We start from the raw sequence: 13,027 nt of genomic DNA on the forward strand, positions 1-13,027 counted from the left end.
AGGTCGGCATCCTCAACATGAAAGACCTCGTCCGCGCCCTCGTCCCAGCGCATGTAGAACAAAGAACCGTTATGTGAGGGAAGCAGCGCAATGCGCTGATCCGACATGACATCCCGGGGTAAACCCGGGAAACAAACAGCTCGGCGGGGAATGCCCGGATGCAGGATTTCACCGGCACAGAAGATAGCAGAGGCGATCTGCCCTTTTCCATGTACAACGCCTTTTGCTCAACGCCCTATGCTGGCAGCGCCGGCGCGGTGGTGCTGAACGCCTCAGAGGTTCCGCGCGCGCAGCGTGTACGGATTGCGCGGGAAATCGGCGCCCCGGCAACCGCCTTTGTCAGCGCCATCAAAAGCGCAGAGGTCGAGGTCCAGTTCTTTTCGACCGTGATGGAATTACCGATGTGCGGGCACGGCACGATGTGCCTGGTGACCAGCTTGGTGGATGCCGGGCTGTTGCCCGCACCCGGCACGGGGCGGCGCGAGATCACGCTGTCCCTGCCCAAGGGCAGCGCCACAGTCGCCTATCACCAGACAAGGGAAGGGCGGGTCGAGGTGATGCTGGACGTGACCCCGGCCCGCTATACCTCTGCTGAACTGGATCTTGAGGAGCTCGCCGGTCTTTTGGGCGCGCGGGTCAGCGATGTTCCCGACACCATGCCGATCTTGGTGGCTTCTGCGGATTTCATACACCTGTGTCTGCCGTTCCACGATCTCGACGCGATCGGGCGGCTGAATCCGAGCTTTCCCGAACTGGCGGCCTTCTGTCGGCGCAACGGGATTGAGACCGTTGCTACCTTTACGCTGGACACAATCGACCCTGCAGCGGACCTCCACGTGCGGGATTTCTGCCCAGCAGTCGGCGTCGCTGAATCTGCCGCCGCAGGCACCACTAATGCTGCGCTTGCCGGATACCTCATGCAGGTGGGTTTGACGCCTCCGGTTTCGCCAGGTTGTTGGACAATCCGCGCAGAACAGGGGATTGAGATCGGCAGACCCAGCCAGATCACCACGCTTATCGACGCTGAAAATGGCGTGATCAACCGAATCCGGGTGGGTGGTGTGGCGAGCCGGGTTCTCAGCGGGCATATTAATCCGAGAAACATGGTATGACAGTGGATCTCCTGCGCCGGACCCTAATCTGGGACGCACCCGCAGGCATCCTTCTCCCGCCACGCAATGATCTGAGCGTTCTCGACGAATGGCGGATGCGACACGCCGACTATCTCGGCATCATTGTCGGGTTCGACGTATTACCGCGCCACGAAACCCTAGCCGTTCTGACCGCTTACCGACGGTGTATTCTCGCCTCGCCGGAGCGGTTCCGGCTGGTGTTCGGCTTTTGAGGCATCAAAGCCGCGCAGCAGGCAGGATGTCTTGCGATCAGCTTTGATCTTGAGGGCACGAACGCTCTGCGCAGCGATGTCGACATGGACGAAGCCTACCACACCTTGGGCTTCAGGCAGATGTCATTTGCCTATAAACTGAGCAAGGAGGGATGTGTCGCAATCTTTGGAGTTGGATCGGCGAGCATATAGATTTCAGCGTTTGTTGTCGGTTGTGTTGCAAAGTTCTCGGTTGTTCGAAAACCCTTATTAGGCAATTTCGCGGTTTAACCTGCAATCATCTCTTCAACCGCGAGGTTGAAACGATTGAGCGCGCCTTCAAATCGGCCGAACAGATGCGTGGGATTGCCGCGTGATGCAAAACCTGCTTGGATCTCTTCCCCAATCTCGAAGTCTTCTTTAAGCGCTGTCAGGGATATTCGGTGATTCAATTGCCAGTGTTTTTCCATGTCTTCGGTACGCGGAGCATCAGTTGGAACGACGGTCGCCATACGAAACCGTGTTTTGGCCTCGGAAACTGGCTCGATGTGAAACCACATGAAATGATCTTGCTGAACTAACATTTGGGTGTTGGGCAGAACGGTGTAGACCATGTTGACGTCTGGATCTACATGGATCAGGTGGACAGGTGTGGTTGCCGTCAGTTCCATGACGCGATTGTCGGCAAACTCAGCCCGTCTGTCCAATGACATTGCGAAATCAATTCCCGGGAAAAGATTCTGATCCTCGATGGCAACCTAGCCCAATCTTCATATGGGATGTTCGACATGACGTCAGGATGACGCTCTTGCTCTGCTTCCCTACCAGGACCAATTGATCCACACGAGGGGCGCCAAGCTGGCAAAACATTTCACTTGGGCATAAGCCTAGTCTGGAAAACCAAATACACTTAAGGTTGTTCTGATTTTAACCAAAGGGAATTGTTGTGCGGAAGTCTTTTTCTTTAATAATCTTGATTTTAGCTGCTTGCACTGCCGACATTCAATCGCCTGAGCGACTGTCATCGCGAGTTGCACAGGCATCAACCTTTAAGTTGTGTTCAGCCTACTTGTTACCTCAAACCACTTCGAGAGGTAAGCTGATGATTGAAGCGGAGTTGGCTGTCCGAGGGGTGAGCCAATGCAACTTGGGGAATTACGGTCAAGTGAGCCTTTCGACGTTCGGAACCAAGACCTACGAACGCTCCGGCTCCCCTTCAAACTCTGTGACTGGAGCTGACTACGATTGTGGCGATTTCTCCAGTGGGGCGGCGGCACAAAAATTCTTCTTGGCTTCTGGCGGCCCCATATCCGATCCGTACAACCTGGATGGAGATGGTGACGGACTTGCTTGCGAGTGGGGCACTCAAATCAGGCGTATCTCACAATACCGCCGACCTTCTGCGACAGTTAGAACGTCAGCTTCACAATGTTATACCGGTCCAAGAGGCGGCACCTATACGATTACTGCAAGCGGAAACAAGAATTACGCTGGCTGTTAGGATCAACAATTGAGACATCTCCCACAGGATTCGCATAACAGCCAGCTCCCAGACTTATCCTGGCTTTCAAAATTCCGCCATTTGGTCTGCATAGGAAACTGTGCATTTCGAACTTCTGTTGCAGCTCACGTGACGAGGCTCAAAGAAGCACGCACGAAAATCCTCGAAAAACTGATCCTACATTGCGTTGGGCTGTAAATCCGAGATAGCTCAACAAGTCAGTTTCATCACACTATGGAAATCAAGCACTTGGCCAATTCTCTACCCGCGATAGACTGAACTTGAGGTTACTGGAATGGCGCGCGAGCAAGTAGACAGTTTCATATCAAGATTTTTGTTTCGTAGTTCAAAGGAACACGACCAGGAAACTGTGAGCGCCGGTACTGAAACGGCGCCAGCAATCGATAGCGGTGGGGAAAGCGAGCTAGTCTGGGCAACAAATGGGGACCGGTCGGTCCGAAAGCTCGTTGAGCGCACTCTTAATGGCTCAGATGCTCTCGTCGTTACCGGATACCAGGACTTCCTGTCCGCGATGTCCATCATTCTTAGAGTTCGGCCGCGCATAGCAACAGAAACTCCCAAAACGATCCGGATCATATTTGGGACGAATACTGACAACCAGAGGCGATTCAACGGAAGTGACCGTGGGTTGTCTGAACAAGCCCGCGATTACTTTCTCGAAACACGTGGGCTTTCGCTGCGTTCGCTCGACGAGTTGCGGGCTGTTCTAGCCTACGATGCGATCAAATCCGGCGCTATTTCTCTTCGTATCTTCGACACAGAGCTTGCTCAGGAGCGCTTTGGTCGTTCCCACGCGATGTTGCACGCAAAGCTCTTCGCCAGTGACGTCGGCGTGCTCGCGGGCAGTGCCAACTTTTCGGTTGGCGGCCTAAGTCGCAATCTTGAGTACGTCGACGATCTGCAAGCGTACCCTGATCTCGCTGCAACGCGCCGTAAGGCCGCAGAAGAGTTTTGGACGCTCGGCACAGATTGGACGGATCAAGCACTCGAAATTTTACGGGCACTTTTGAGACCAGTGAGCGCTGAAGAAGCCGTTGCTCGAACAGTCCACGAAATGACGTCCTTTGCGCCTTGGCGTGTCGGCGGTGACGGCGCGGCTGGGCGTCCGCCGCTGCCGTTTCAGACCGATCTCGTCTACGAGGCAGCTGGCACAACGTATGAACACGGGTTCGCGTTCGTAGAGGCTCCGACTGGTGCAGGAAAGACCGATATCGGTAAACACCTGGCCACAGTTTTGCCGACGATGCACTCCAGCGTCGTGCTCCGACACGGCAGTGAACGCCCTGATCAAACACGAAATGGCGCGCTCGGTATTATTCCCGCAAGCGTTCTTAACAACTGGAACAAAATCAAACCCACGAACCTCAACCTTATCAAACATAGCCAATTATCAAGGAAGAAAGACGATGAAGCCGAAGAACTCGGAGAAATAAACCGAGGCGCGCGATCGGCAGCGTCCATGATCGTCGACGAGAGCCATCGACTTAATTCCCGCTACCTCGCGCCATCGAGGCGTTCCCTTGTCTTCGAACAAAGCCCTGCGATCTGGACATCGTGTTTGTCCGCGACACTGATGGGAAACCAGGGCTTGGACGGATTGCTCGCCTTCCATGAACGACGTGCGTCGATCTATGTGCCCCCCGAAATCACGGAAACGATCAACGACAATCTAAAACGCGGACGCGAGAGAGCATCAGAGTTGAATGCACTACGCGAATTTCGGCAGAACTTTGATGACCGTCAGCGGTCGGGCATGGATGACATGTTCCTGTCCAAAGCAGACCTCGCACAACCAATTCAGGAAGCCGAAGAACGGCTTGCAGGCAAACGGTTAGATCCTCGCGAAATCCAGGCCGACATGGCGGACGCACTGGCGCCCTACGTCGTTAGGCGTCAGCGGCATTGCATTGGAGAATCCAAAAAACGCGGGCCAGGAGTCTTTGCATATCCAGAGATCGAGAGCATCCGGATCGACGCCAATCTCACGTCCGAGCAATCAGCCCTTCTGGATGAAATCAGAAAACTCGCCGAGAGCATTTCGACGGGTACAACACTTGTATCTGCCGACCCGAAACGAGCGGGCCACACAGAGGTCCGATTTCACGACAAAGCCCGCATCCACATTCGGAATTTCTTGGCGATTTTAAGGTCGTCGATCACCTTCGCACGAGAGGATTGGGAACGAAGACGCGCTGCAGACGCAGATGGGCGCGGCCCAAAATCCATCGGCGAAAGCCTTAGGAGATCCGAGCGTGAAAGTCGCGGAGGGAAGACCGCAACAATCACGATCATACCAAAGAGCGGCGAACTCCCCCTCGACAAACGGACGACTACGCCAATCTGTGACCGTATCGGGGAATTGCTGCAAAGCTCGGTACTTGATGCGATTGATGAGCAGCGCGCCGAACATATGGCAGAGATGCTCAACCTGCATAGGCAAGTGATTTTCCTCTCTGAGCGGATTGGTGTTTTGGAAGTCTATGCACGCCTCCTCTCCTCCCGGAAGGGCCCCAAGCCCGACGTGATCCTCGTGGCTGCCAATCACAAATTGGGTCCCGGAACCGGGATTACCGTCGCCCGAAATGGCGCTGAAGCCCAAGAATACTTAGCTCTCGACGGCAAGAAGGCATCCGACGACCATCGCCGCGCCATGTTCATGACCTTTCAAATGGCAGAGGGCATCAACCTACAGCGTGCACGCGCCCTCGGAATTGTCGGCGTGACCTCAGACATTAAGAGTTTGCTCCAGGGCCTTGGTCGGATTGACCGTATCGATAGTCCACATTCCAAGATTACCTACACTACGTTCGATCTTCCTGGGCTTGTTCTGTCCTCTGACAAGAAAGGTCGCGACCGTATCGAATCCATCGCCCTACTTTCGGGCGTCGGTGCTTCAGATCTCGCAGACGAGTATCTCGAGTTTTCTGCCGGCGACCTGACGGACCTGATTTTGGAGCAACACGAGAAGCCACGGCCACTTCGCCGAAACAACCTCTATGATCTGGTCGAAGGCATGCGGCGTAAACTGCCAGACGACCTCCTCCAGTCTATGGAGCGCATCAAGCCTCAAAGTCTTTGGGGCGCTGAGCTTTGTATTCTGGCCGGCAAGTCACCGATGACCATCATTGCGCTTGGCGGGCGCTCACCATCGCTGGTCGAAGCGTCCTATTTGCCACCACGATTGTTGGCCGTTCGCGAGATCAATGATCGCCAGGAAATCATCCGGGATCAACCACAAGTGACGAGGCTTCTGCGTGATGCCTATGGCGAGACCGTTAAGGCAGGGAAACACCGGGTCCGACCGACAGAAGCAGAGTTGGGTTCCGTGATCGAGGGTCTACAACCAACTTTGGAAAGCCTGGTACACTGGGATATCCGACCCGAAAGAACGGTTTCACTCTTGGAGTCTTTGGATAGATTTCTGGCGTCCGGCCCCTCAAAGAATCAGGGCTACAACCGGTTCGGGCACCTGACTCTGCCATCACTGGAAAAGCTCTCAGAATCCTGGGCCCAGGAACTCGACTCATTCTGGATTGAAGCCAAAAAGGATGTCAGCCAACGTAGCGCTGAGCAGAGAGAGATACCGGATTATCTAGGTATCGACGCAATCTATGACTTCTTTGCACGACAACCGTCAAAGACACTTTCATTGGTGCGTTCTCGGATGCAGGAATTATTCACCGCGGCGGAACAAGCGTCGCGAAACGCCAACACTCATATTCTGGATCGGGTCGCCGTGGTGTTTCGTTCCGACTAAGAATTCGTCTTTTTTCACCATCTGATTGCGTGTTCCTAGGTAAGAGTTGTTCCTCTTGGTGACTTGAATCGCTACGATCAAAGTTGAGGCAAAAAGCAGGACATCGCAATGCGCAATGCAATCTTCGTACCCCTAGCGGCTTTGTTCCTAGGAACCATCATGGGCGTCGAACCGACCGCGGCCGCGTCACTCGGACGATACGAGGTGTTTGGCGTCGAAAACGGTGACATGCTAAAAATGCGCAGTGGACCTGGAACGGGATTCAATGTGATCGTTGGTCTTCCAAATGGAACCGCTTTACGAGTTCACAGCTGCGAACAGACCGGTGCCACTCGTTGGTGCCGTGTTTCTTTAGAGCGTGCGCGTAGACTTAAGGGGTATGTCTCTTGGGCATACTTAAAAAAAATATAGTCAGACAGTTTTCAGCGCCGCAATCTTTTCAGCGACCATGTAATGTCAGCTGAAATGTTCTCTCCATTCGATAGGTGCCATTCAACAAAAGCATTGAACTGGCTTACGTACCACAATGGAGTTGATCTTATTTACTATAAAAGATGAGAACGGCCCAAACCCGCCATTGGCCAACAACCTTCATCGCTGCATTGCGGCCCGCCAAAACCGTCATTCACCGCGACTGCAAACTCGGAGCTCTTGCGATCTCACAGTCCGCGGACAATGCAGACATTGCAATAATGTCGGCTTTGTGGATCGCCGAGATACGCATGAGCGGTTGCCAGCCTTAAGGTGCCGTCGGTTTGGTGTTTCAGCATTGGTCGCACAGGATAACATCGTGAAACCAGCGTCATTGACTAAAGCTATTGACAACGACCGATGCAGCGCACACTACCCACGCATGAGGTCACAAATGCAAACCACAACCGTTGAGATTATTCGCTTCATTCCTTGAATGAGGTGGGATGTCGTTTGTGCAAATCTTATCGGACCCGCCCTGAAAAAGTGGCGGTTTTTTTATCTCTGCTTCTTCTCAGGGCCATTTGAAATCAAGTCGGGAAGCAAGATGCAAAAAGTCGCTATATTTGGAAATACCGGGGCCGGGAAATCGACCCTTTCGCGTTATCTCGCCCAGAAAACGGGGCTGCCATTGGTGACGCTCGATTTGATCGAGTATAGCCCCGGCGGCGCACCTGTTCCCCATGAGGAGTATCTGAGTGCCCATGCGGGAGTCCTCGAACAAGACACATGGATCATCGATGGTTTCGGAAGTGTTCCCTCTGCTTGGCAGCGATTTGAGGCTGCAGATACACTCGTTTACTTGGATTTGCCGCTTGCTGTTCACGCTTGGTGGGTAACCAAGCGCTTTTTCAAAGGGTTGCTCAGAACCCCCGAAGGCTGGCCCGAGGGCAGCCCCATGTGGAAAAGCACCGTGAGGAGCTATCGCACGATATGGCTGTGTCACCAAAAACTGACGCCGCGGTATCGAAAAGCGGTGGATGAGTATAAAACCAAGAAGACCGTTTTTCACCTGCGCTCCCCCGGGGACATCAGGCGATTCATGGAATTGGTCTGAGACTTTGATGCCAAGAGGTCACTCTTGGCATCATCAGTCTGCCGCTGTTCTGGTTGGTGTATCCGTGAAACTGCAGAGCCACAGGTCAAAGCGAAACCCGAACCCAAAATGCTCCGCGAGCAGAACCATGGCTGGTACCGGCGCTACAGCCACGGCGCTGCATGCAAGGAATGCCAGATAGGGGAAGGCTCTGCTGTAGCCCACGGCCATCGCGATGCCGCCGCCCCCGCCGATGACGGTGTTGCCGGGCATGTTGATCAGCAGGGCGATGGCAAGCCATCGAAAGCGGCGCAATCGTTGGAGCCAGCGGCGACCTGCCACGCCTTGCCCAAATCTCGCCAATGCGTCTGACGCTGGATCAGCCGCGCCAGCAACCCGAGCGTTTTGGAATTGGGACGCAAGGCGCCCAACGCCGAAAGCAATCGACAGTGCCAGAACCGTCGCAACATAGACGGGCCATGCCATGACAGCGCCGAAACCGACGAGGAGCGCCAGGCCGATCTCAGCCCCGGGCACAAAGGGCACCGAAAGCAACAGGACGTAAAGAGCAAGCATCACGGCGATGCTCCAAACGGTCCCGCTGGTCAGATCGGAGATGCTCGCAGCGTATGGCGCCTGGGAGACCAATAACAGGTTGGCCGCGCCGGCCAGCAAGGCGAAGAACGCCACCCGGAAGAACAGGGGCCACCAGAACCCGCCGAAGAAAAACGACAGACGTGAGAGCTGAGCAGTCATCGAAAACCTGCCGGTTCAGAGAGTATCGTCGTTAGATACTCAACGCCGGAGCTGGCATCCGCCTCGTCCACTTCGAGAAGCTCAAAAAAGGCAAGGCACGCGGCGTTCTGAGTGGCCCGATCGAACGCGTTGATAGCATCCGAACGGGTCACCCAATGAACGAGGTTCACGAACTCCCCATTTTCTTTCTTCAACAACCTGCATTTCAGAAAACCCGGTTGCTGACGTGCAAAGCCGTCAACAAACCGCTGGAATGCGGCAAGGAAATCCTCCTCTGTCACACCCCGTCGCAAACGGATCTGCGCGATCTCCACGGTTTCACTCTGCATAGTATTCTTCCTTTTGATTGAGTTTTGCTCGGTTTTGATTGCTCGGTCGGCCACCGGTCATCGGCTCACATTGCCTTGGAGATCGCACCCCTTGGCACGAACACCCGTCGGATAAGGATTTCTGCGGCCGCGATATTGATCACCCAAGCGGCGACCATCAGAACATCCCGGGCAAAACCGAGCGGCTCGGTGCCAAAGAAGGCCATCACCAACAAGAAGAGCGCGGTTTGTGTGGAGGCCCCCTGACCAATAGCGTATGCGCGCAGCATGGCAGCACGGTGCCGACAAACGTTTCGGAACCGGATGGCAAACACGGCCCAGACGATGAAGCCCAGCATCCCCAGGCTGAAAACGATCCGCGCAGAGAAAAGAAGTGGACCTTGTGGCGCCTGCGGAAACGCGTACCCAATCGTCATCCAAAGCCCGGTGAGCGCGCTGATCCCCCCTCCGACCGCGACAAACCAACCTAGTCTGCGGTGAAGATGGGGGCGCATTTTGCGCAAGCTGGGCAGGAATTGCAGCGCACCCAAAAGGCAGAAGACGGCACTGCCGAGGATGTGCAGGATGATCGGCACCGGCTCGGTGACGGCGCGCGGGTTTGAAGGCATAAGCATCGGGCCGCCGAGAAGCTCGGGAATGCGCAACAAGCCGACCACGGACGGGATGAAAGAGTAGACAAAAATGGCGACGAGAAATGCCCATTCGCCTCGGGTCAGGACGTGCATTTTGAGGGTGACTTTCCTTGAGGGCTGGGAGCCGGCGGCCATACGAGACCACCGGACGCGCGAGGTCAGGCGGAGTGTGTGATCGGGGGGTGCATGGACGCCACCGGGGGAGCGAACCGCGACCATCCGAACCAGAGGATTGCCAGAAGTGTCGCAAGACCAATGATCAGAAAGAATACATCGTCGGGGTCGATTAGTGGGGTGAACAGGACAAGGGCTGCTGTGAACAGAATGGCAAAGGTGTTCACGATCCTGAGCGCTCTGCGAGGAAGGACATGGGGCAGAAGCACCATGAGGATCATTACCTCCACGGCAAACCCACCGTAGAGCAGCAGCTCATCGGTGATCTGCTGGCCGAGTATCTCGCCCGCAAGAACCCAGTCCATGTAGCCGGGTGAGAGGAACTGATGGATATCGCGGAAGATAATGTTCATCAGGAGAAAGACCCAAAGCGCCGACAACAGGGTGCGCGGGTTTTGGGGAAGGTCTACGTTTCGCATGTTTCTGACTTTCGTTTTGCTTGATGGTTTTGGTAACGGTCCGGATCAGGCCGGACGTTGCGCGAGGATGAAGGGATTTAGGCGGCCTTTGCCGAAGTACCCGCACTCCACCAGATCGAAGCCCGCCGCGATGAGCGCCTGGCTGACATCGGCCTTGCGCAGCATCGTAACGGGCGGGGCAAACCCAAGCGCGCCGAGCGACCGAACGAAGAGCCGCAAACCATAATGCGTGTCTCCGAGGCAAACAGTCTTTGACAGGAACAAGCCGCCGGGTTTGAGCTGCCCAAAGACTGCATCAAGAACTGCCGGCACATCGTCTACGAGATGAAGCAAGCTGAACGCCATGACGACATCAAACGGCGCTTCCGGGAACACCTCGGTGGCATCCGCTTGCAGGAACTCGACGTTTTCGATGCCAGGGGCAGCGCGTTTTTCCTCGGCGATCTCGATCATCCCGCGTGAGATGTCCGTCGCTGTGATCTCGGCCACCGTAGGGGCGAGGCTGAGAGCCGTACTCCCCGTCCCACAACCGATCTCCAGAACGCGGTCCTCGGCGCGCAAGAGCGCCCGAACGCGGTCGAGTTTTTCTTCATAGGCAGCCGGATCGGCGACGGGTTTCTTTGCGTATTTCGGGGCGATCCTGTCCCAGAATTTCCCTGTCTCTGTGTGTAACGTTGCGGTTTGCATGGTGAGCGTCTCCTTGACTGACGCTCACTTAGCTGTGCATTGAGAAACTATGAATTGTCTGGATTTTTACATTTGATATACGCCCATGCATGAACTGGGATGCGATCTCCTTTGACTGGAACCAAGTGCGGGCCTTTCTAGCCACCGTCGAGGAAGGCTCGTTCAGCGGTGCAGCTCGGGTTCTGAAGACGACCCAGCCAACGATTGGCAGGCAGATCACCGAGCTTGAGGCGAGACTTGGTGTCACGCTCGTGGAGCGGAGCGTGCGCGGGCCGAAGCTGACGGAGTCCGGTCGTGATCTTCTCGATCACGTCCAGGCCATGGGCGAAGCGGCGACGCTGATCTCCATGGTGGCGGAGGGCAAATCGCAGGAAGTCACCGGAGAAGTCACTGTGACCGCGACAGACCTGTTTTCTGCATCAATGCTGCCAGGTCTTCTGGTGCCACTGCGCCAAACGGCGCCCGGCATCAGAGTGAGGATCGTTGCGTCGCGCGACATACAGAACCTCACTCAAAGAGAGGCCGATATCGCGATCCGCCATGTGCGGCCAGAGCAACCGGACTTGATAGCGAGACACGTTGGTGACTTTCGGGCAAATCTATATGCCGCGACATCCTACCTCGATCGGATGGGCCGCCCCAAAACGCCGCGGGATGTGGCTGCGTATGACTTCGTGGGCAATGCCGATCCTGAACGGCTTTTGGCGCCTTTGCACAACATGGGCATTCCTGTTCACGCTGACCGTTTCGTTATGTCCAGCGAAAGTGGCGTGGTTGCATGGGAGCTTGTGAAAACGGGTTACGGCGTGTCGATGCAGCCCGAACTTCTCGGTGACGAAGAACCCGGGATCGAGAAAGTTCTGCCCGAGTTTCCGTCGCTGCAGTTCCCCATCTGGCTTGTGACCCACCGAGAGTTACAGACCAGCCGCCGCATAAGGATCGTCTTCGATTTGCTCGCGCGCGGCCTGTCCGATGCCATGCGAAAAGCGCAATAATTGGCACCCGCCGTCCGCTTGCGTCCCGTCAGGTTGAAAGGTGAGTGTCCCACTTGATGCCCAGACGTCGAACGCCGTGGTCATTCTGTCTCAAGACGGAATTTAAGGAAGGTTTCCCCATCATACTTGACCTCGTCAATCTGCCTCGCGCAAAGCCTGCGAAGCGCGCCCAGGTTTTTGCGAGACGGCGGCAACAGAAACGTCACGAAAGGAATTCGGTCGTCAGCGATAGCAAATTCAATGGCTTTCCTTGTGATGCGGCGGCCCAGTCCGAACGCCTCCGGTCGTAGGACGAGACCGAAGTCCCACTCGTTGCCTTCTTTCTGAAAGCCACCCCACCCGACGTACCTGCCATCGACAACAAACGCCCAATGCCCAAGACCGTCGCGCGCCCAATATTCCTCCTTCTTCGAGACGAAACCGACCGCGACCTTAAGATCCCACGCGAATGTCAAAAGCGGCATGTGTTCTGCTACCCGAGGGTCAGACATGTGCGCTACAATCTCACTTGGTTCAATTTCCGTGAGCCGGACAAATGCAATGTCGTTCTTCAAGGCAAGTTCCTTTAGCGTCGATCTTATGCCTACTGCGGTCCTAGGCGCACAATCATGGTAAAACTGAAAGAGAGCACCGAAACTCAGGGCTACGCCTTCATGGTCATCGTTGACGCACTAGGCTTCATCGAGGCTTCGGCCTGTGAACTGCGTTCCCAAGATTGATCATGCTCACATGTGCCGTGATGACCAAATTTTCCATGTCTGAATATTGCGCGCCCCCGTGAATGCCCACTCTCAAAACGCACATTTGGAGGCGAGATTTGGGAAATATGAAAAAAGCGGACCTTCGCCGCACGCCGTCCAATGACCAGCATGGGCTCGAAGCCGCCGTACTCTGCGGTTTGCATGATTGGCTTGTCGCAGCCCAA

At 55.4% G+C, this 13,027-nt stretch carries 13 protein-coding genes; 6 read left to right on the forward strand and 7 right to left on the reverse strand.

All coding sequences use genetic code 11. The annotated features are described in order from the left end of the window. Positions 1-158: 158 nt before the first annotated feature. Both GS636_RS20765 and GS636_RS20770 read left to right on the forward strand, forming a co-directional pair. The gene (locus tag GS636_RS20765; RefSeq protein ID WP_171672239.1) at positions 159-1,112 is read left to right on the forward strand and encodes a PhzF family phenazine biosynthesis protein; all 954 of its coding nucleotides are present in this window, start codon (positions 159-161) and stop codon (positions 1,110-1,112) included. Next, the gene (locus GS636_RS20770) at positions 1,109-1,345 is read left to right on the forward strand and encodes a hypothetical protein (RefSeq protein WP_171672242.1); all 237 of its coding nucleotides are present in this window, start codon (positions 1,109-1,111) and stop codon (positions 1,343-1,345) included. Before GS636_RS20765 ends, GS636_RS20770 begins: the two co-directional genes overlap by 4 nt. Before the next feature lie 266 nt (positions 1,346-1,611). On the opposite strand, the gene GS636_RS20780 is transcribed toward GS636_RS20770, so the two are convergent. Then, positions 1,612-2,037 carry an SRPBCC family protein gene (locus GS636_RS20780; RefSeq protein ID WP_171672244.1) on the reverse strand — a complete coding sequence of 142 codons (426 nt, stop codon included), beginning with the start codon at positions 2,035-2,037 and terminating at the stop codon, positions 1,612-1,614. Between the two features lie 1,083 nt (positions 2,038-3,120). On the opposite strand from GS636_RS20780, the gene GS636_RS20785 reads away from it, so the two are divergent. The 3 genes from GS636_RS20785 to GS636_RS20795 all read left to right on the forward strand — a co-directional run bounded on the left by GS636_RS20785 (position 3,121) and on the right by GS636_RS20795 (position 8,131). Beyond that, positions 3,121-6,603: a phospholipase D family protein gene (locus GS636_RS20785; RefSeq protein ID WP_171672246.1), complete on the forward strand. Its 3,483-nt coding sequence runs from the start codon at positions 3,121-3,123 to the stop codon at positions 6,601-6,603. A 237-nt stretch (positions 6,604-6,840) separates the two neighbouring features. Then, a complete protein-coding gene (locus GS636_RS22955) occupies positions 6,841-7,014 on the forward strand; it encodes an SH3 domain-containing protein (protein ID WP_371808761.1) in 174 nt (57 codons plus the stop codon). Between the two features lie 607 nt (positions 7,015-7,621). Further along, entirely contained in the window at positions 7,622-8,131 is a 510-nt protein-coding gene (locus tag GS636_RS20795; protein ID WP_171672250.1) for an isopentenyl transferase family protein, read from the forward strand. 33 nt (positions 8,132-8,164) lie between these two features. Here GS636_RS20795 and GS636_RS20800 read toward each other — a convergent pair whose 3' ends face one another. From GS636_RS20800 to GS636_RS20820, 5 genes are read right to left on the reverse strand one after another with little or no spacing between them, the layout of a single operon-like run. Continuing rightward, positions 8,165-8,866, reverse strand: a complete 702-nt coding sequence (locus tag GS636_RS20800; RefSeq protein WP_171672252.1) for a hypothetical protein — start codon at positions 8,864-8,866, stop codon at positions 8,165-8,167. Further along, positions 8,863-9,249 carry an antibiotic biosynthesis monooxygenase gene (locus GS636_RS20805; RefSeq protein ID WP_171672255.1) on the reverse strand — a complete coding sequence of 129 codons (387 nt, stop codon included), beginning with the start codon at positions 9,247-9,249 and terminating at the stop codon, positions 8,863-8,865. The genes GS636_RS20800 and GS636_RS20805 overlap by 4 nt, the downstream gene beginning before the upstream one ends. An 11-nt stretch (positions 9,250-9,260) precedes the next feature. Further along, positions 9,261-9,962 carry a DUF2306 domain-containing protein gene (locus GS636_RS20810; protein WP_253762944.1) on the reverse strand — a complete coding sequence of 234 codons (702 nt, stop codon included), beginning with the start codon at positions 9,960-9,962 and terminating at the stop codon, positions 9,261-9,263. Between the two features lie 23 nt (positions 9,963-9,985). Further along, positions 9,986-10,420: a DUF6326 family protein gene (locus GS636_RS20815; protein WP_171672258.1), complete on the reverse strand. Its 435-nt coding sequence runs from the start codon at positions 10,418-10,420 to the stop codon at positions 9,986-9,988. A 45-nt stretch (positions 10,421-10,465) separates the two neighbouring features. Continuing rightward, a complete protein-coding gene (locus GS636_RS20820; protein ID WP_171672260.1) occupies positions 10,466-11,107 on the reverse strand; it encodes a class I SAM-dependent methyltransferase in 642 nt (213 codons plus the stop codon). An 89-nt stretch (positions 11,108-11,196) separates the two neighbouring features. On the opposite strand from GS636_RS20820, the gene GS636_RS20825 reads away from it, so the two are divergent. Next, complete coding sequence (locus tag GS636_RS20825) at positions 11,197-12,102, forward strand: LysR family transcriptional regulator (RefSeq protein WP_171672262.1); 906 nt, start codon at positions 11,197-11,199, stop codon at positions 12,100-12,102. 80 nt (positions 12,103-12,182) lie between these two features. On the opposite strand, the gene GS636_RS20830 is transcribed toward GS636_RS20825, so the two are convergent. Then, a complete protein-coding gene (locus GS636_RS20830; protein WP_371808762.1) occupies positions 12,183-12,593 on the reverse strand; it encodes a hypothetical protein in 411 nt (136 codons plus the stop codon). Positions 12,594-13,027: the final 434 nt, after the last annotated feature.

It is taken from the genome of Ruegeria sp. HKCCD4884 (assembly GCF_013110855.1).
Lineage (GTDB): Bacteria > Pseudomonadota > Alphaproteobacteria > Rhodobacterales > Rhodobacteraceae > Ruegeria.